This is a genomic window from Bradyrhizobium genosp. SA-4 str. CB756, assembly GCF_000473125.1.
Classification (GTDB): Bacteria; Pseudomonadota; Alphaproteobacteria; order Rhizobiales; family Xanthobacteraceae; genus Bradyrhizobium; species Bradyrhizobium arachidis.
This window is the reverse complement of record NZ_KI421499.1, coordinates 7165927-7183875: the sequence shown is the minus strand read 5'-3', so window position 1 is coordinate 7183875 and position 17949 is coordinate 7165927. Positions and strand designations below refer to the sequence as shown.

23 protein-coding genes and 1 pseudogene are annotated in these 17949 nt (G+C 58.9%); 10 read left to right on the top strand and 14 right to left on the bottom strand.

Annotated elements, in window-relative coordinates; translation table 11 throughout:
• Positions 1–3 precede the first annotated feature (3 nt).
• On the top strand, positions 4–918 hold the full coding sequence (locus tag BRAGE_RS50705; RefSeq protein ID WP_035730410.1) for a hypothetical protein: 915 nt from the start codon (positions 4–6) through the stop codon (positions 916–918).
• A gap of 5 nt (positions 919–923) precedes the next feature.
• Here the strand turns inward: BRAGE_RS50705 and BRAGE_RS0134650 are convergent, their stop codons facing one another.
• Together BRAGE_RS0134650 and BRAGE_RS0134645 are read right to left on the bottom strand one after the other, a co-directional pair.
• Entirely contained in the window at positions 924–1700 is a 777-nt protein-coding gene (locus tag BRAGE_RS0134650) for a Crp/Fnr family transcriptional regulator (RefSeq protein ID WP_027561336.1), read from the bottom strand.
• Between the two features lie 203 nt (positions 1701–1903).
• A complete protein-coding gene (locus BRAGE_RS0134645) occupies positions 1904–3508 on the bottom strand; it encodes an alpha-amylase family glycosyl hydrolase (protein ID WP_027561335.1) in 1605 nt (534 codons plus the stop codon).
• Between the two features lie 632 nt (positions 3509–4140).
• Here BRAGE_RS0134645 and BRAGE_RS0134640 point away from each other — a divergent pair.
• Complete coding sequence (locus tag BRAGE_RS0134640) at positions 4141–4350, top strand: PRC-barrel domain-containing protein (RefSeq protein WP_027561334.1); 210 nt, start codon at positions 4141–4143, stop codon at positions 4348–4350.
• A gap of 100 nt (positions 4351–4450) precedes the next feature.
• Here the strand turns inward: BRAGE_RS0134640 and BRAGE_RS53730 are convergent, their stop codons facing one another.
• Positions 4451–4684, bottom strand: coding sequence for a hypothetical protein (locus BRAGE_RS53730; RefSeq protein ID WP_084334576.1), 234 nt, complete (start codon positions 4682–4684; stop codon positions 4451–4453).
• A gap of 241 nt (positions 4685–4925) precedes the next feature.
• Positions 4926–5141, bottom strand: coding sequence for a hypothetical protein (locus BRAGE_RS0134630; RefSeq protein WP_027561333.1), 216 nt, complete (start codon positions 5139–5141; stop codon positions 4926–4928).
• A 251-nt stretch (positions 5142–5392) separates the two neighbouring features.
• On the opposite strand from BRAGE_RS0134630, the gene BRAGE_RS53725 reads away from it, so the two are divergent.
• Both BRAGE_RS53725 and BRAGE_RS55285 read left to right on the top strand, forming a co-directional pair.
• The gene (locus BRAGE_RS53725; protein WP_231164192.1) at positions 5393–5551 is read left to right on the top strand and encodes a hypothetical protein; all 159 of its coding nucleotides are present in this window, start codon (positions 5393–5395) and stop codon (positions 5549–5551) included.
• A gap of 174 nt (positions 5552–5725) precedes the next feature.
• Positions 5726–5899, top strand: coding sequence for a hypothetical protein (locus BRAGE_RS55285; RefSeq protein WP_156950900.1), 174 nt, complete (start codon positions 5726–5728; stop codon positions 5897–5899).
• A gap of 354 nt (positions 5900–6253) precedes the next feature.
• Here the strand turns inward: BRAGE_RS55285 and BRAGE_RS0134610 are convergent, their stop codons facing one another.
• From BRAGE_RS0134610 to BRAGE_RS56180, 3 genes are all read right to left on the bottom strand, one after another.
• Positions 6254–6436, bottom strand: a complete 183-nt coding sequence (locus tag BRAGE_RS0134610; protein WP_027561332.1) for a hypothetical protein — start codon at positions 6434–6436, stop codon at positions 6254–6256.
• Between the two features lie 408 nt (positions 6437–6844).
• Positions 6845–7117, bottom strand: coding sequence for a hypothetical protein (locus tag BRAGE_RS0134605; RefSeq protein WP_027561331.1), 273 nt, complete (start codon positions 7115–7117; stop codon positions 6845–6847).
• Positions 7118–7982: 865 nt separating this feature from the next.
• Positions 7983–8156, bottom strand: coding sequence for a hypothetical protein (locus BRAGE_RS56180; RefSeq protein ID WP_167336539.1), 174 nt, complete (start codon positions 8154–8156; stop codon positions 7983–7985).
• Between the two features lie 360 nt (positions 8157–8516).
• Here BRAGE_RS56180 and BRAGE_RS50700 point away from each other — a divergent pair, with 360 nt between their 5' ends.
• The gene (locus tag BRAGE_RS50700; protein WP_035730406.1) at positions 8517–8771 is read left to right on the top strand and encodes a DUF6894 family protein; all 255 of its coding nucleotides are present in this window, start codon (positions 8517–8519) and stop codon (positions 8769–8771) included.
• A 119-nt stretch (positions 8772–8890) separates the two neighbouring features.
• Here the strand turns inward: BRAGE_RS50700 and BRAGE_RS53715 are convergent, their stop codons facing one another.
• Complete coding sequence (locus BRAGE_RS53715) at positions 8891–9088, bottom strand: hypothetical protein (RefSeq protein WP_084334570.1); 198 nt, start codon at positions 9086–9088, stop codon at positions 8891–8893.
• 445 nt (positions 9089–9533) lie between these two features.
• On the opposite strand from BRAGE_RS53715, the gene BRAGE_RS53710 reads away from it, so the two are divergent.
• Together BRAGE_RS53710 and BRAGE_RS57310 are read left to right on the top strand one after the other, a co-directional pair.
• Entirely contained in the window at positions 9534–9677 is a 144-nt protein-coding gene (locus BRAGE_RS53710) for a hypothetical protein (RefSeq protein ID WP_231164193.1), read from the top strand.
• A 186-nt stretch (positions 9678–9863) separates the two neighbouring features.
• A pseudogene (locus tag BRAGE_RS57310) lies at positions 9864–10090 on the top strand (hypothetical protein); the annotation flags it as partial.
• A gap of 495 nt (positions 10091–10585) precedes the next feature.
• Here the strand turns inward: BRAGE_RS57310 and BRAGE_RS55280 are convergent.
• Together BRAGE_RS55280 and BRAGE_RS0134565 are read right to left on the bottom strand one after the other, a co-directional pair.
• Positions 10586–11065 (bottom strand): hypothetical protein, encoded by a 480-nt coding sequence (locus tag BRAGE_RS55280; protein ID WP_141263109.1) that lies wholly within the window; start codon positions 11063–11065, stop codon positions 10586–10588.
• Positions 11066–11324: 259 nt separating this feature from the next.
• Positions 11325–11534, bottom strand: a complete 210-nt coding sequence (locus tag BRAGE_RS0134565) for a hypothetical protein (protein WP_027561328.1) — start codon at positions 11532–11534, stop codon at positions 11325–11327.
• Positions 11535–11712: 178 nt separating this feature from the next.
• Between BRAGE_RS0134565 and BRAGE_RS55275 the strand changes: the two genes are divergently transcribed.
• From BRAGE_RS55275 to BRAGE_RS0134540, 3 genes are all read left to right on the top strand, one after another.
• Positions 11713–12288: a hypothetical protein gene (locus BRAGE_RS55275; protein ID WP_141263111.1), complete on the top strand. Its 576-nt coding sequence runs from the start codon at positions 11713–11715 to the stop codon at positions 12286–12288.
• Positions 12289–12829: 541 nt separating this feature from the next.
• The gene (ligD, locus tag BRAGE_RS0134545; RefSeq protein ID WP_027561327.1) at positions 12830–13756 is read left to right on the top strand and encodes a non-homologous end-joining DNA ligase; all 927 of its coding nucleotides are present in this window, start codon (positions 12830–12832) and stop codon (positions 13754–13756) included.
• 63 nt (positions 13757–13819) lie between these two features.
• The gene (locus tag BRAGE_RS0134540) at positions 13820–13990 is read left to right on the top strand and encodes a DUF3606 domain-containing protein (RefSeq protein WP_035730403.1); all 171 of its coding nucleotides are present in this window, start codon (positions 13820–13822) and stop codon (positions 13988–13990) included.
• A gap of 836 nt (positions 13991–14826) precedes the next feature.
• On the opposite strand, the gene BRAGE_RS50690 is transcribed toward BRAGE_RS0134540, so the two are convergent.
• The 4 genes from BRAGE_RS50690 to BRAGE_RS0134520 all read right to left on the bottom strand — a co-directional run bounded on the left by BRAGE_RS50690 (position 14827) and on the right by BRAGE_RS0134520 (position 17564).
• Positions 14827–15582, bottom strand: a complete 756-nt coding sequence (locus BRAGE_RS50690; RefSeq protein WP_231164194.1) for an alpha/beta fold hydrolase — start codon at positions 15580–15582, stop codon at positions 14827–14829.
• Entirely contained in the window at positions 15561–15785 is a 225-nt protein-coding gene (locus BRAGE_RS57305) for a hypothetical protein (protein WP_231164195.1), read from the bottom strand. The genes BRAGE_RS50690 and BRAGE_RS57305 overlap by 22 nt, the downstream gene beginning before the upstream one ends.
• A 134-nt stretch (positions 15786–15919) precedes the next feature.
• Positions 15920–16411 carry a phasin family protein gene (locus BRAGE_RS0134525; RefSeq protein WP_027561325.1) on the bottom strand — a complete coding sequence of 164 codons (492 nt, stop codon included), beginning with the start codon at positions 16409–16411 and terminating at the stop codon, positions 15920–15922.
• Positions 16412–16805: 394 nt separating this feature from the next.
• Positions 16806–17564 (bottom strand): Crp/Fnr family transcriptional regulator, encoded by a 759-nt coding sequence (locus BRAGE_RS0134520; protein ID WP_027561324.1) that lies wholly within the window; start codon positions 17562–17564, stop codon positions 16806–16808.
• Positions 17565–17949 lie beyond the last annotated feature (385 nt).

The window sequence follows — 17949 nt, the reverse complement described above, 5'->3', positions numbered from 1 at the left end:
GACGTGACAAACGGCTGGGTCGATGCTATGCGGGCCGGCGATTTCGCACGCGCCTGGGTCATCAACGACCGTGATTTGGCGCAGCTCGCGCTTCAGCCCAAGCATACGGGACCGCGTCACCTCCAGCGGATCTGGCGCGGGGAGCCGCTTGCCGGCAAGCGTGTCCTTGTACGCTGCTATCACGGGCTCGGCGACACGATCCAGTTCCTTCGCTTCATGCGTCCGCTGCGCGACACGTCACGCCATGTGACGGTCTGGTGCCAGCGAGAATTGCTGCCTCTGGTCGAGCGCAGTCCTGGTGTTGATCGCGCAATCGCACTTCATGACGGCGCGCCGGAGACCGGCTTCGACGTCGATATCGAGATTATGGAGGTGCCGCATGCCATCAAGGCGACCCGCAAGCAGGTCGTGACAATTGCACCCTATGTGACCCTTCCGCCGAGCGAGATACCGGAATGCATCGGAGGCGAGGGCCTGTCGGTCGGCCTGGTCTGGGAGGTCGGCGCCTGGGACAAGCGGCGATCCATTCCGTCCGCGTTGCTGCATCGCCTTTCCGTCACCGGGGTGACGCTTTACTCACTTCAACTGGGGGCGCAGCAGAGCGATCTAGCCAAGGTTGGCGCGCGCGATGTCAGCACGCCCGATATCATTTCGCTGGGTCATCGCCTCCGGCGGCTTGATCTCGTCATCTGCGTGGACACCATGGTCGCACACCTTGCCGGAGCCATTGATTGCGAAGCCTGGATCTTGCTGCATTCCGATTGCGATTGGAGGTGGCCCCTGTCTGGCTCTCGGTCGCTTTGGTATCCAAACCTGCGTCTGTTTCATCAGACTAAGCCTGGCGAGTGGGAACCCGTCATCAAGAAGGTGGCAGAGTGCCTGGAAAATCGGGCCGGACTATCACCCGGTACTGCGTGAGACGGTCAAGCCATTTCGACCTCGGCAGACGTCAGCCTCGATTGGGTGGATGGCTGGTCGCGGTGACGAATACCAAGATAGGTCGGATCGAAGCCGGCAAGACGAACCAGCCCCCGCCAATCGGTAATGGTCAAGATCTTGCCCTGCCATTGCAGCAGCCGTGCGCGACGCAGCTCCTGAAGGGTGCGGTTTGCATGAACGGGAGAGATGCTGCAGGCGGCAGCCAGATCTGACTGGGTGAATGGCGACGACAATTTCAGATCCTTCGCGAGTCCGACATTTTGCAAGCGCACCGTGATCTCGCAGATCAAATGTGCGACGCGGGTCAGGGCATCGCGGCTGCCGAGGTTGACTGCCCAGTTGCGTTGCATGGCATGGTCGGCGAGCAGCATCAGTAGAAGCGCGCGCGACATGGCAGATGAGCGCTCAGCAAGGTTCCTCAGGAATCGATGCGGCACGAAGGCAACGATGGCCGGTCCCAGCGCGATCAGATTTCCGACGACGCGAGATTGGTGAAGCGAGTGGAGATCGGCAATATCGCCGGGGACGGCGATCGACGTAATTTGCCCTTCGGTACTGCCGCTGTCCTGCCAGGAGAGGTAGCCCTGAAGCAGCAGGCAGCAATGTGTCGGGTCATCGCCGTGGCGCAGGACCGCCTGATGGGAGTTGAAGTGCGCAATTGTGCTCGGCATCTCCGCCAGGAGAGCGAGGTCGTGGCTACTCAGGTCACACAGACTCGCCAAGCGGTCGGCGAGCTTGGAGAAGGAAAAGCCTGCCTGCATTTGTCGTCCGATCGCCCGCGGCCCAGATGCACTCTGACACCAAAAGCCAGCCGAGACATTAACCCTTGATACATTCGCATCATTCGCGCAGCGAAGCGTCGATACATGCGATGAGGAGATGAAACGTCGGACTTCGCCGAACCTCTGCTGCTCGCCGCAGCCTCGGCGTCTGTCGGGAATGAACGCCGGAGCGCGGTTGGTTCCTACGCTCGCTCATTCACGGCCCCGACCGCGATGATCATGCCTTCGTTGCCACGGAGCAGGATCGAGCTATGCGGGATGAGTTCGGACGGGCGGTCAAGATGCGTCGAGAGCAGCAGGCGGCCATGCCCCCGCAATGACCATTTTCGCGGCTCGGCGGCGATGTTGAGCGCGACAATCAGCTCCTGCTCGCCCTGAGTGCGCGCAAAGGCAAGTACGTCATCTTGCGATCGGATAGGCCGGTAGCGACCGTCTCGCAAGCCCGCGTGCTCACGCCGAAGTGCGATCAAGGCGCGAAACAGCGCGAGGATCGATCGATCGTCGCGCTGCTGCCCGGCCACGTTGGCCATGCTGACCGGACCGAGAGGCAGCCATGGCTCGCCGTTGGTGAAGCCACCTTTGGCGCTGTCGTCCCAGCGCATCGGTGCCCGCTCGGGATCGCGGCAAAGATCGTAGCCGGGTACAAGCTTCTCGAAGGGATCGCGGACACGTTCGGGCGGGATAGGAACACGTTTCCGGCCGATCTCATCTCCCATGTAGAAAAACGGCGTTCCCCACAGTGTCATCAGCAGCGTCGCCAGCACACGCATCTGCGGCTCGCCGAGCTTGCTGGCAATTCGTTGTTTGTCGTGGCCACCGATGACCCACACCGGCCAGGAGTGTTCGGGCAGGGCGTTGAAATAGGCATCGATCGCCGCCTGGAGCGACAACGCGTCCCAGGGTGTATCGAGCAAGGCGAAGTTGAGCGGCAGATGCAGGCGCGGTCGCTTCGTGCCGTAGAAGTGTCCGATTCGATCGATTTTCCCCTGGACCTCGCCGCACAACAGCCGTCCCGGATAGTTGTCGATCACGCCGCGGATGAATTCGATACACTGCATCGTCTCAGGCCGGTCGTCGGTGAAGACAGGCGTCTGTCGCTGTGGCGGCGGCTTGCCGTGCGCCTGCGGGTTCGGCGGATTGTCACGCAAATACCGATCCTTGATCAGAACCGCACTGGCGTCGACCCGAAAGCCGTCGACGCCTCGATCGAGCCAAAAGCGCATCACATCGGCGATGGCTTCGCGCACCTGCGGGTTCCGCCAATTGAGATCGGGCTGCTCGACGAGGAAGGAATGATAGTAGTATTGCCGCCGCGCTTCGCACCATTCCCACGCGCTGCCGCCAAAGCGGCTCAGCCAATTGTTGGGCGGACCGCCATTGTCGGCCGCATCGGCCCAGATGTACCAGTCGGCTTTAGCGCTGTGGGAGGAGCTGCTGCTGTCGACGAACCAAGCGTGATCGTCGGCGGTGTGATTGGGGACGAGGTCGAGGATGAGTTTGATGTCCCTGGCATGGAGCGCGGCCAGCAAGCGATCGAATTCGCCGAGGTCTCCAAAGGCGGGGTCGATGGCGCAGTAATCGGAGATGTCGTAGCCGAGATCGCGAAACGGACTTTTGTAGATCGGCGTCAGCCAGACCGCATCGACACCGAGCCAGGTCAGATAATCGATACGGGACATCAGCCCGGCGATGTCGCCCTTCCCGTCATCGTTTGAATCCTGGAATGACACGAGCGCGATTTCGTAGATCACCGCAGATTGCCACCAGGCCTTTCCATCACCGGCCATCCGATCGTTCCCGCTAATTCCATAGTACCGACGCGCCTGAGCAGCAGGAGTTCCTATGCCATGCGACTCGCCGTCAGCCTGCCGTCGAGCAAGCGCGCCACCATGGCTGGGAGTGTCGGGCGGACGAAACACCAAAGGCAGGTCAATCCGGCGGTCTAGAAATATTATCATTTCCGAAATTCGGAAATATAGTATGTGTCGCGACAGCCTGGCCCATGGAAGAGGGGCGACGCGGGCCGGGCGGCGGTGGACGTGGGTCACATCGGCGCGAACAGCTTCGCAGGGCGGGAAACTGAGCGAGGCCATCGCGCATACGACCGGTGTACTGCGTACGGCAAAATCGTGTGGTCCTTTCCGCCAGCTATTTCTTTGGCTGGTTGAAAGCAGATCAAGCGATTGAAATAAAAAGCGTATTTCTGGTGTTGCAGAGGGGCGAGAGGCCGGGACTAAACCTGCTGGGCTCTATTAGGCCCTATTTCACAAATGAGGGGCGCGACTGCCCTGCAATCGCCCCGGGGTAGCCGAAGTGCTGCGTTGCCGTGGGGTGCCGGTGGCTCAGTTGTTCGTTCGGAACGCGGCCTAATCTGATCAGTTTGCAATCTGCACCGTCGCTGTAGGACGAGGCTCAGGCAATGCCCCGAGCTAAAGCGCATGCCGCCGCCATCCTGCGGGAATATCACCAAGCCGAGGCGGAATTGATCGGCAAGGCAGTCGTGCTCACGGACGGCAAGGCGGGGACCGTCGAGGGATTATACTTGGACGAGGCACACGGTTTGCGTCTTTCCGTAGCGGGCCATCCCGGCAAATGGCCTGTGTCGACAATCAAGCTGGTGGCAAAGTGATAGGCTCACCGAGGCGGCCTCAATGGACCTCCGCCGCTGCACGCGCCCATAAGGCAATCATCAAGACGCTAGCCAATGGTGATGCCAGCACGCCCCGGACCTATAGGCATTCGTTCAGGTCTGATTTTAGTTCGCGAAGGATCAGATCGCGGTGCACGACGAATTGCACTTGCGTGCGGAGAAAGGTGTCCAAGAGTGCGCGGGCCAGAGTTACGTCATACCCCTGATTTTCAAAGTCTTCGATACGCTGCTCTTGGTCGGACACGTTCTGCTCGCCACGCAACACGTGACGCTGGGCTTGTTCTAGATGTTGAAGTTGGCGGGATCGATCCATCGGCTCCTCCCGACAGGCGGGAGCACAAGCTGTCTCTCAGCCACCGACGCCTACGAGCCGAGCCTTTGTCGGTGATGTGTGAACTATAGACTAGTTGGCGGCTTATTTCCGTCGTGGGAGCACATTTAATCCACGCTGCCGCGAACGGGCTTTGCCTTGGGAACGCGCGCTCAATTGACGAGACTGAGAGCACGCGATCTTGCGGGCCAATAAGTGCCATCACAATGAAAGACGAGGAAGCTTACTCTTGCGTCCTGTCCTGCCCTTGCTCTGAACAGGAGCCGAGGACTTTGAACGACTGCTCCAAGACGATTTGGGACTGTTTAACCGCTGCGCGGGTCTGCTCAAGCGCTCGCTGCGCTCGTTCATAGGCCAGCTTCGCCGCTTTGATCTGTTGCCGTATCGCGAAGCGATAATTCGGTTCATTGGGGGAATGGGCTTGTTGGCGATCTTGCATGAAAGTCTCCCTCGCGCTTGCGGGTCCTAATCCGCATGGTTCAGCACCGACGATTACGTAGCAAAGTGCAGGGAGCGGCGAAACGTTCCCTGTGTGCAGCGCACAAACGGAACCTCACGGCCTTCAATGTCCCCTCAGCCACTACTAACTCGGTGCATGTCCTCTATGCGCGCGCAAAGGACGACCCATGCTAGAAAACGGTGCACACCGTCAGCATGAGCGATCCGTCTAATTCCCACGCACAGACTGCCATGCAGCTCTTGGTCTGGGCCCTGGAGGAAATCGAAAAAGCTGGCAACATGGAAGCCGCACAACACGCGCGAAGCGCATTAGATGCGATCCGTAAGAGCATGCAGCCGGACAAATTAGCCGCGCGCCGCATCACGGAACCTGAAGCAAAACCAAAGTAGGCCACCGCGTTTCGGCAATTCATTTGGCGGATGTAGCTCTGAGGATCGTAGCCACTCGCTCACGTGAGAGCCGGTCTCAGCCTGTCGCCTCGAAAAGAACGCAAGAGAGGCCGGGAAAACAAGGCAAGCTTGCCCTGTTGCTGCTCTTTCTCGATCTGCGTGGAGTAAAGTCGCATGGACGTCATGGAGCAAGTTGACATCGAGGCGGCGGCGGATACCCCTCCAAAAGCGACCGAAGACATCGTCATTGACGTGGCTTTCGGCGCAAGCCTGCTGGTTGCGATGGCTGGCTGGCTCTACATTTTAAGCCGGGGCGCGCTCCTCGCAATAAGCTGGATTATTGGTTGATCATTCGCGCGTCCGATTTTGCCAAACTTTCCCGTTGGCAGCGTAAGGTAACGAATTTGAAGTTTAACCCAGGTACGACGGAGCTTCACTCGGTGCCGAAGGCCCGCCGCGAGATATTGCCGTGTCTCCAGAATGCGAAGACGCATTAGCTGCTCTCCTCCGGGAGATCGAAGCCAAGCAACTCCGTGTCAAAGATCAGGCCGTCTTGATTGAGGTTCTTGATCACGACGGACACGCCGTGGATGAGCAGCGAAAGGCTCTTGCGAAGGATCAAGCAGAATTTGCACGACAGATCGCAACGCGATCTGTTGCAGAACACACGGTCAACTCTGGGAGTGAACTCATGAATGTTCGTTAGCGCGCGAGTTCGGACGGGCTCGGGGCCGGTAGCCCATAGTCTTTCGCTCGTTTAGCGGCCAGCTTCCGATAGGCCTGCGCCTGAGTAAGCAATTGCTCTTCGAAGCTTGCATCGCGCTCGGTCGCGGCCAAACGTTCAAGCTGTACGGCTCGCTCCAAATATTCGACCAGAAGCTTCATCCCGCTCTCCCTCTATCGTCCTCCCCTTACAATACGAAACCTTGGAGCCGCTAGCTTGTCAGGCAGAACGCGAACGGGCGTGAACTTTGTGTCGGTTCGCTGAGCGCGCTTGCAATTGGGGCAGAGGAAAAGGTGCGCGATATAAGGTTCCTCCGCGTCTTGCACCAACTCCGAGCGAAACCATCGCATGGGGTCACGACAATCGGGGCAGTCCGGTTTTTCGAGGCGACCTAGCGCGTTCCTTAGACGATTCATACCTGCCCCCAAATGTCCGGGAAAAGTAGCAAGGAACTCGCCCTCGGAATGTATCAAAAGATACACTCGGCCGTATTAGGACGGCTGAAATAACAACCTATTCGGGGTGCAGCTCGGCCTTTCTTCAAATGATATAGATAGCCCTAAGGCAGATTAGACGGCTTTCAATTCGGACCAAATCAGGGGCGCTCTTACTGCTTCGGCACTCTGATTTCCCCGGACTGTCATCTCGGCGAGAGCGACGGCATCACTAACGCCGCGCACGTGGATGTCGATCATCCTCTTGGCGACTAGATCACAAATCGGGTCGCTTCGATCCACCAAGTCGAGCTTGCGCAGGGCGTGGTTGAAGGCCAGTTCAAAAACGTGTTCTTGCTCGCGGGCAAGATCGATATTCGCAATGAACCGTGAAATCGGCCTGATCATTGCTCCCTTGTTTAGGCGGGAGCGCAACTGGTCTCTCAGTCACCGATTGAAGCCACGGACCGCGGTGATCGAACAACCCTGTTCGTTAGCGGCTTAGCAGTCAATGCCTGAGGGTGAAAAAAGAGCTCGATTAGCGCGCTTTCAACGTCCTGTCTCGGTAAGGGTATCAGCTTGGGCCTCGAGGTTGTCGGCGCGTAGCCGGTACTCTTCCGCGATTTCGAGCAAGGCCGCCTTTGTGCGCTCGTCAGCAGACAGAGCTGCTTGACGCCGGGCCTGTTGTTCGAGGCTTCGGAGTTCTCGTTTCATGGGGAGAGACTACCAGGCCGAAACGGTCGCCGCATTAAACTGTGCAAATGTGGACGCATTGTCCACTCGCTCGGGGGATTAAGGTCAGCTTTGGGACATCAGCGGGAATGCTTATAAGGCATAAGTCTTCCGCTTTGTGTCTTGAACCCAACCTAGTCGCCCCAAGCAGCCGCCGTGCTGCATCATCCTTGCCGAGAGCGCTACGGATTGCGTCTCGCAAAAAGCGGCCCCAACCCGCAGTCTGAGTTGGGGCCGAATGCACTAGGTCGAGACCAGCAGATGGGGATCGTGCTGGCCAAGGCTCAACGTGCGACGGGCTCGGGCGTTCTAGCGATATGGCAACAGATGTATGGGGTGGCGCGGCCGGCTTGCTCGGAACTTGGAACTGGCGTTCCATACACGTCGCAGCGCGTCGGGCGACCCCAACTCGCTGTCGGGCTGAGCTGAGCCGAAGTCCAAGTTCACCATGCATCCGGCGCCGATTAGGTGGGTATATGGCGACCGATGTATGGGCATGGCGCAACGGGCCATCTAGGGCCGTCCGGCGAAGTGTTTATCTTCACCGCCTTGTTGTCTGGATCTGCTCAGCTCGGCGGGCAAGGTCAGCGTATTTCTTGGCCGCCTCGCGCAGCGCGCCCTTGGTTGACGCTCGCTTAGCATTGCCAGCTTTCGCGCGAAACAGCGCCGCGCGCTTCCTGAAATAGTTTGCTGAGTGCATGCGTTCGATGCCCATGAAGCTGTCCCTTGTCTCGCGGCGTTCATGAACCTACGCGGACGAGCTTGCTCCCATCGTATCATTTGATACATCGCGAGGCGCAGCTTTTGCGTCGGTTGCCATTTGCACGTGGCCATAAGTCCGCGTCGGGCGGCCCATGCGGGTCCACGAACGGCCGCGACCGTTCCCGCTGTTGCGAGCCAGACCCCTGCGACCTCGCGTTCAACTTGCCTCAACTGATCGAAGATCGAAGTTTTGTCAGCGCGCCCCACGGGAGATATAGCGACTTCTATCATTAGCCTGAACTGCTTGCGATCCGGCCCCACGAGGTCGGGAAAAGTAGGAACTTCGTGGCTCGCTGCCGCTTTATCCCCTGCAATGCCAACCGTCTTTTTTGACATCCATCGCGAGACCGGGACCACGTTCGATGAAGAAGGCATCGAACTGCCCCACACGGACGCGGCCCGCGACCTGGCTCTGGAATTGTTGGGGCAGGCGATTTTGGATGGTGCGCGCCGCCCCGCTGGCGGCATGACGAAGATCGAAGTGCGGGACCGCAGCGGACCATTCTTGCGAGTGTCGGCCGTCGTGATGTTCGAAAAGCTGCGTCGGACGGGAGCCGACAGCAACTAGGAACGCGAAGCTCGACGCGATTGCCTCTCGCAGGCTGCATCTAGAATTGATCGAGCTCGCGCCGATATGCCGGATGCTTCGCGTTCTTCACCCAGTCAAAGACTACCAGGGCGAGCGGCTCAGGCCGAACGGCGGGAATTTCCATGCGGATGGTGCTTGAAGAAGAAATCAAGCTTCACAGGTTCGCCGGTATCTCGCCAGAACAATCTTTTGCCCATGCTGCCCGCCACCGCCAGGCGATGGTGGCCCCCGAGCAGAACATGATCATCCGTTGCTATGGCGATGACCTCGCCGGTTTCATCAACGATGACTTTCATGCGGCGCCTCCAATGCAGCGCGCGTCCGCCAGCGCAGCGCGATGACGCGCAAATGTAAACCTTGTGTCGGTCCCTGCGTTCCAACCGTGAAGGTCGCCGCTTCCGTGAGCCCTCCGCGCGGACCGCCATTCTGTGCGAGTTGGTACAAAACGAAAGCGCAAAATCAAAAGCTGCAAATATCCTCACGCGGCGCGGTCGCGCGTACCCCGCATTTGGCCCGGCCCCGGAGGACCCGGCTTGATTTGCTACCGTTGACCATCGAGTGAGATAGGACAGCATCAAGTTCGAGCTGGGCGCAGCCCGACGCGACAATATAAACTGTTCATTTTTGCACGGACCCTTGCTCAGTGCATGTCCTATATGCGCGGGCGAAAGACGACCCATGCTAGAAACAGTGCACACCGTCAGCATGAGCGATCCGTCTAATTCCCACGCACAGACTGCCATGCAGCTCTTGGTCTGGGCCCTGGAGGAAATCGAAAAAGCTGGCAACATGGAAGCCGCACAATACGCGCGAAGTGCATTGGACGCGATCCGAAAGAGCATCCCGCCGGACAATTTGGTCCAGGCCAGCATCACTGAACTCTGACGCGAGCCCGCAGCGCGCCCCAGGGCTTCAATGTCCCGATCATCTTCTCTTTGGACGGACTGGAGGTTCGCGGCGTGCGCCCCTGCCTGACGGCATTGCCCCGTCTCCGTTGTGCCCGGCACGTTGTCCACCGCAATCTGTAGCGGCTTGCCTGTCCCACGCGGTCCGGCGATCCTCCCTGTTGGCATGGGCACCAAATCACGTGAGACCATTTTCGGCGGCTTGGTCAGGGCGGCTGCGGAGCAGGCGGCGGAAGCACGGAAGCAAGCCGACCGGCTTGCCTGCGAGGCATGGACCCTGCGCATGCTAGGCTTCAAGGGTCCGGCGCAGCCGTCGCCGACGTTGGGCGACGCGCTGAATGCTTAAACTGCTATCTCGAAGTCCGATGTCTTGGCCGCGACACCAATCAGACCCCTCTCTGGCCCTCTGGAACCTTCGGACGTGCAACTTATTGAGCGGTTATTCACGTGAGGACCGCTCTGTGAACCACTTCGCTGTTATCTTGATTTTACTCGTTGGCGGCGCTTCGCTCGCGTTCGGCCAGAGTGCGGGTGGATCGAGCAGTGGCGGCTCCGCGGCGAGTGGAAGCGCGGCCACCGGCTCCACAGGTTATGCGGGCGGCACCCTATCGACGGGGCATACCCTAAGCGGCACTGGGAGCTCCTCCGGTCCCAACCTCGGCAATGCGCTCGGCCACGCAGCGACCGGTGACGTGGATGCTTCCTCGGTTAGTCCGGCTCCAACCTCGCATGACAACGCGGTGGATACGCCCGCCGCTGAACGGGCCATAAAGAACTTGGGAAACACCGACGTTGGCATTCTCAAGAAGTAAGACCATTCTGCACGCGGGCCTGAGCCGGAATGAAAAGCCGCCGCCCGAGTCGTCCAGCGACGGCTAATTCTTCCGCTTACTTCAGCTTGTAAGTGCCAGTCTGATGATTGCAGTCCTGAAACGTCCCGGCCTTGATAACAGGAAACGGGCCTAGCGGTTCGACTGTGCCCGCCATGACCATACCTTCGTATTTTCCGGTTCCGGCAACGTGCGTTCTTGTTGTCTTCCCATCGCCAACCGAGAAATGCGAAAGTCGCTTGTCGCCATCCGCATCGATTACCTCGCACACGGTAGATGCTGTGCTCTTCCCGTCAAAGGAGGCGTTCATCCCTATACAGCGGAACGTGTTCTTGTCGAATGCGCCTCCAGGTGGATTACTGCGGATAGTTCCTGTCAATTCAGTCGTTGATGCGGTGTGGCTCTTAGAGAAACTGATCGGGTTGGCAACGCCGGACCAACACGAGATGTAATCGTAGCTGCCCTCCTTTGGCAGTTCGGCTGCGAATGCTGAAGGCGCCCAAGTAAACGTAAGGAAGGCTACTAGATACCTTTTCATGGCACTTCCCTCCTAAATCGGTTCGAGATCTGCCCCGCTTGAGCGGAACAGCGAAGTGGTAGCACAACGATTACATTTGGACCATTCAACCTCTACGGTGCGGCTGTCTTCGTGGTCGTCGGCTTCAGACGGAAGATCATGCTCTCAGTCGCGCTGTCCCTGCTTTCGCTTGGGAGCTGCCGAAGGCCGCTCGACTTCGGGCACTGCGCGAGGCGGCCGAAATAGCGAAGCTTGAGACCTCGCTCCGCTCCCGCTTGCCCTAGATTGCCCCACGAAGCCGCCCACGGGCATTCCTGATCATGCCACCGCCATCGTCCGAAGCTCGACGCCCAGTATCGCGCTCGGGCCGGTGCTCGATGGCATCGCCTTGCGCCTGCGCACGCCAGATGAGCGCCACTTGCTCACGCTCGACGCGCTGCCAGTCGCGCATAATCTCAGCGAGCGTCTCTTCCGCCTCTTTGAACAACAATCGCGGGCGCCCACGCTGCTAAGCACGCGCCTGCCGTTGCCTCGGCTAATGTGCAGCTCACGAAGTATTAGTTCTAGGGGCATGAGCGGCCAACGCCGTTAAGGAGCGCCTCGATCCGGTTGATGGTCTCGTCGTCGAGTTGGTCAATATTCATGCTCCTCAAATCATCTAGCATGGTTTGAACCAGAGCATTGGCGTCGGCATAATCGGGTATGTCGCCGTGCCAGCAATGCAGCAGTGCTTCACTTCACGATCCAATGCCTTGCCGCCGACGCGCCTTACCGCACCTTTGCTTCGGGTTTTGCTCGTCGTTGTCGGTGATGCTGGTCTGCCATTTCCGCTGCCCTTCGATGATCCCGATCTGGCCGGCGTTACGGTAGGAGAAGTGCTTGCCAAGCCGGATCAATTTCTCAGCAAGACCTTGTCCGATCCTTTCGAAGGCCCGGACTACGGTCGCGGCAAAGCAATTCTATACCGGCGCGAGGATGGATCGCTGTTCATTTCCTCGTTTGCTCACGGTGGCCGCTGCTACGAGTTAATCGAGCTGCGGCGCGAGTTTTGTCGCCTACATGCCTATGCACAAGTACATATTCTTGCCGACGCGAGAACTGTGGCCGGCCTCAAGCGTCAATGCGCGTCTAGCGCCGGTCAAAACCTCCGGCTCCGGCAGGCCGGTGTCGGCAAACAAATGGTTGGACCAGAATCGGCCGGTCGAACAGATGACATGGGCTCCGGGCGAGCCGACGCTTCTTGAGGGACATCTGATCTCAGAGGGGGGCTGGATCCCGCGCGCCGGCTGCACGATCCTGAACCTGTATCGGCCCCCAAGTTGCTGCAAGATGACCTCCTCGAACGCGCTGCCCGCGCGATTGCCGAGAGCAAGAAGCTCAAAGAGTGGACCGAGCAGATCCGGTAGCAGATCGAGCGAAGAGACCCGCCATTTACATATCAGCGAGAGTGACTCCGGTATCTCGCGCTTTGATCGAGGAGAGTGGGAGGTCGTGCGACAAGCACGGGCCGCCGAAGTCTGCCTCCAGAGGTGGAAAGACTCGTCCGGAACTATGAGTAGACGGCCTTTGCGTGATCCAAACACTTTATCACATCGCGTTCTCTTGCCGTTCGACTGGCGTTCTCGTTGACCTTGGAAATACAACCGGGAAAATGCGATTGCGGTTGTATCTGAGAACGCGCAGGAACTCCGGGCGCGGTTTTGCGTTCGTGAGTCATTGATTGAGGTAGGTAGACTGCCCGCTGTCGGCTCCAAGCCGACGGCGGGCTTTTTGTGAGTTGCGTGAGTGGCAAAGCGTACCAAGGCACCGGCAAAAAAGCCGGGTGCTCCACCGATGCCGGGGTTCATTGCTCCCCAGCTTGCGACCCTGAAGATGAAGGCGCCGTCGGGGACACAGTGGATTCACGAAGTCAAATACGACGGCTACCGCATCCAGCTCCGCATCAATGGAGATGACCGCTGCGCCTACACGCGAAACGGACATAACTGGGTCCAAAAAGTCTCCGTCATCGCCGGCGCCTTCGACATCGAAGGTCAGGCGATCGTTGACGGCGAGGTCGTCGTCATTCATGAGGGCCGCGCGAACTTCTCAGAACTGCAGGCCGATCTCGCTCGAGGCGACCAAGATCGGCTCGTCTACTTCGTCTTCGATCTCCTTTGGCTTGATGGCCAAGACCTCCGGAAGCTTTCCCAGCTTGCCAGGAAGGACCTGCTGAAGGAGTTGATCGAGAGCAATCAAATCAAGGAGCCGATCCTCTATAGCGAGCACCACGAAGGCGACGGGCAGGCGCTCTTCGAGGCCGCCAGTAAACTGAACTACGAGGGCATCGTCTCCAAGCGCGTAGATGCTCCTTACCGATCGGAGCGGGTTGAAGCGTGGCATAAGATCAAGGCCGTTCAGACGGGCAAATTCCCCGTCGTTGGCTTCATAAAAGATCCCACAGGTGTTGCCGCTCTCTACCTCGGTAAGAAGGAAGGCAAAGAGTTGGTCTATATGGGCAAGGTCGGGACCGGTTGGAGCCAGACCACCTCACGCAAGATCAGGGATGCCTTGGATACGGTCGTCAGCCCAAAGCAAAAGCTCACCAAGCCCATCAGGAAGCCAAAGGCCACATGGGTCGAGCCGAAGTTCTACGCTGACGTTGAGTACCGGGACATCACGTCGGAAGGACTCCTTCGCGCCAGCTCGTTCAAGGGCCTAACTCGCAAATGACGACTTCCTCCGACTTCAGGAACATCGGTGGCGCGTTGACGTTCTGACCTGGAGGACAGGAAGATGACCTTCGGCAAGCGTGTTCAGCCCGACCGCAACAAGATCGATATGAACGACGATTACGCAGTCAAGTACTGGACACATGAGCTCGGCATAACGAGAAGCAGACTACAACACATCGTCGAGAAGGTCGGCAACTCCGCTGCAGCAGTCCGCAAGGAATTGTCGAGGTAGCGTTGAAGCGAGCGGACAGAGAGCAGCTGCTATTGATGGTAGACGTCTGCATAGCTGCTTGCCTCGCGGGCCTCATCGTCGCCGTTCTCATTTCGGTGAGAAGGGTGTTCCTCGACTAATCGCGAAGTGCTGCCTACGACGCATTAGGATTCCTCGACGCTCGTTTGAATCTCCTCCCGATTGATCCGTCATCCCATCACCGGCGGGTGCGAAGAAGGCGCTCGTAGCCGAGGCAGATAGTCGCTCCGAGCCGACGGCCGCCTTTGCAGCTTGGATAAGCGAGGTCCGTTCACCGCCTGGTAGCGGACGGTGCGACAGTCCCGGAGACGGTCAGCAACGGGCCAGCAGCGGAAGTCACCGTGGGCTGAATGAAGGAAGCGCCAACTGAGGCGGGCTTACCTTGCCAGTTCACCTAGCAGGCACTTAATCCAGCTCATGTAGTTCTTGCGTGCGCCTCAACGTAGCGAGCACGCCTATGGCGGCCGTGGTGTCGTGGCCAAGGTCCAATTCTGCGCGATCAGCTGTTCCTGCCGGGCAAGGTGATGCTCACCCATCGCGGCATGTCGTCGGGCTTGGTTTAGGTGCTCTACAAGGATGGCACGGTCCATGCCGCACTGTTCACCTTAATCATCCCAGATGCGCTCGCCGCACGGCATTGGTAGAGCCGGACGGTCTTACCCTGCCGGGTGTCGAGCAGGGATTGGGTCAAACGGGGAATGCGGCGCAGGTTAGGGAACGTGGGCCATCCGCTCTGCCGCCATGAGCGGACCTCCGTTAGGCACGGCGCAACTTCGCCGATGGGCGACTTCCGGACGCCCGCAATTCAACAAGAAAGCCTATGCGGTCCGCACCGGTGCGGTGGGCGCTAGCGCCGCGACGGCATCCGCTATTCCCGCCGCATCTGCATAGGTAACCATGTGACCGGCATCCTCGACCAGATGAAGCAGGGAGCGGGGCAACACCGCGTGGAGGCGGCGCGACTGGTCGGCCACGATGAGCCGGTCAGCCTTTCCACGCACGATCCTAACTGGACACCGGATATCCCGATATTGGAGCCGCAGCTGCGCAGCAGCTGGAACAAGGAACGCACTCTCCTCGGCGGCCGCCCTCAACTGCTTGGGTCGGAGAGCCAACGAGATCGGAAATTCGTTCTTGAATTCCGGCGGGATGGCGCGCGGCGCGAACAAGGTGCGCATCAGCCTCGGCATAATGGCGCACGATATGATCGGCGAGATAGTGTAGCGCATCAGATCGCCGAGCAGCGGCAGTGCCGGAGCTGACATGAGCCAAAAGTCCGTCCGAGCGGTTGGAAAATAGTAGCCGGACACAAGCACCAGCCCACTCACGGCATAGCCGCTTCGCAGCGCAAGCGCGATCGCCACCAGCGTTCCCCAGGAGTGGCCGAGCACCACGGGGTTGCGCACCCCAAGCTGATCAAGAGCCTTCGCGAACAAGGCAGCTTGCCTTGTGGCCGTCCAGACGCGTGTGCGCGGACGGTGGCTGTAGTCAAACCCCGGACGGTCGAAGCAAACGACGCGATAGTTCTGGGCCAGGCGGTCGACCAAACCGCTTAGGACGAGATCCTGAACCATGGTGCCATTCCCATGAACAGGACCACGCAAGGCGCGGCGGGATCGCCTCGTTCGATATGGTGAAGGCGGACGCCGTCGCAATTGGTAAAGACGCCGATCGGGGGATTGTTTCGCTCCGCTGCCACCTGAAACGCGATGTTGGCGAGGATCAAAACGACAAGTCCGGCCAAAACGATCAGCAGCGCGGTTTCAGTTGTGGACATGGTGTCAACCTATTCGCCGATGGCAGGCACTGATTCCACTCCCTCGTTGTGAGCCGCGCTCCCCAGCCGACAGCAACCAACCGTGATCGGCGCGTGCGTGATCCGAGTTCGCGTCCATCCTTTGCCGCCAGTTATCATCCCGGCAGAGCCGTGAGCTCTCGGGGCGGATTGATGCGCCAGAACGGATATGCCGCCAGTTCTTTCGAATGCTGCCCGAACATATCGAACCGCCTGTTTGTAAACTCCGTAATGACGCCGAAAAATTCAGTTGGTGACCTGATCGACGCAAGTCTGAGGCCGAATTCAAAAGCTAATTGCGCGTTGGCCCCGGCAATCTCAAGAAGCTTCGCTTGATACGCCTGCATGTTTGCGGTCGCTAAAGCAAAGCCTTCCATTGGATCGCTACCCGTCATTCTCTGACTGAGGTCATCGGGTAAGGCATCCACCCGAGGCTCTTTAGGATCATCATGAAGCCCAAGAGGCGGCTCGATCGGGACTTCCGCAGCAGAGCGAAGTAAATGCTCTTTCTGGCTTCGAACAATGGCCTGCTTGTTCCGTTGGGCCTGAGCGGCCAATTTCGGATTGCGGGCGCGCTTCAGCGCTGTCGCCGGTTTGCGTTTGCTCATCTGACGCTCCCGGCAAACGGGGGTGCGACTTCATTTCTGAAGGTCAACAGGCATTGTGATGAGGCGTTCCAAACCCGTGGATTGTTGGAGCTTCGCATAAACGAGATCAATCGTGCGTTCTGCGATGTCGAGATGATTTTTGGTAGCAACTCCAACCAACAAACGTCCAGCTAGCGATCTTCCAGATCTATGCTCAGTGGCATCAGTTTGAGAACAATCAGCCCTCCGCGCGTTTAGTCTCCAAACGCCATTCTATCGCCGACGTTCTCATCACTGAGGTCAAGCTGCCGGAGGCATCGACGGATGGCTGATCGCCGAACGTTGCGGAAGCCGGCATCAGTGCCCCACTCGACGAGCGGCCGAACGCCGCCGCTCCTTCGGCAAACATTCGATTTCACGAGAAAGGGGAGTATTGCAGATGCGAAACATTCGGCGAGCCTTTTGCCAGCTCCTCGTCGTACATCCGTTTGATCCTCTGGCGCATCACACCGTAACACTCACAAGCGACGTTTTCGAGCCGCGGTCGATGGACCTCCAACACGCCGCGCCGCTCCGATATGATGCAGCCGACTGCCCGGAGTTTACGCATCGTTAGAGTCACGGTCGTTCGCCGCACCCCAAGAAGTTGTGCGAGCGCCTCCTGCGTCAATCTAATCTCGCCGTTGCCAACACGGTCATGAATCTCGAGCAGCCATCGTGCCGTACGGCATTCCACCGGGTGCACCGCGTTGCACGCGGCAACAGTCTGAAGCTGCAGCAGTTGAGTGCGGAGATGGAGGCGCAGAACTCGCTTTATGGCGCCACTTCGCTCAAACGCTTGGTGCAATCGTGAAGCGGGTATCTTAAGCGCAGCTCCAGCCACATAGGCAGTTGCTGTGACTGGCGAATGCGAGGGACTTAGAACAGTGAGAGCCCCGACCGCTCCTTCCGAAGCCATGAGAGTGGAAGCGACAATGTGTCCGTCCGACATCTCGACTAAGAACGCTAAGACCCCGCTAATGGGAAAGTAGACTTCTTTGAGCTCATCTCCGGTTCGCACCAGTACAGCGTCAGACGCGAACGATATCTTCTGAAGGTAAGGTTCAAGCAGGTTGAGATCCGATGGCGGCAAAGCCGCCAGAAGCCCATTCCCGAGGCCAGTCTGGAGCGCCATTGCGGATGTTCCTTAGCCACGCACAAGCACCCAAAGCCTCAAACCAGCGTTCGGGGGGCATGTTCCAAATTTTCCCGACAACCCATGGTGCGACGTGGTCGGCCACGCTTTCACGCTGCGCTGCTCCTCTGCGGGAACACTCCGCTGCCAAGCTGCAAGACCTTCAGCCCTCGCTCGGTGGGACAATGATCTCGTGCAATCGAGCGAAACGTGGCCCTCTTACGTTTAACGTTACCGGGAAAATCAAGACCATGAGTGCCACAGCAGGCTTTGTCCAGTTCCTGGTATGACGGAGTCTGCTAAGGGTCACGAGCGCCCCTCGGAAGGGAAGACTGGTCCGATCTACCCTAAAAAAATGACCTGAATTTTTGGCCTGACAGCGAGG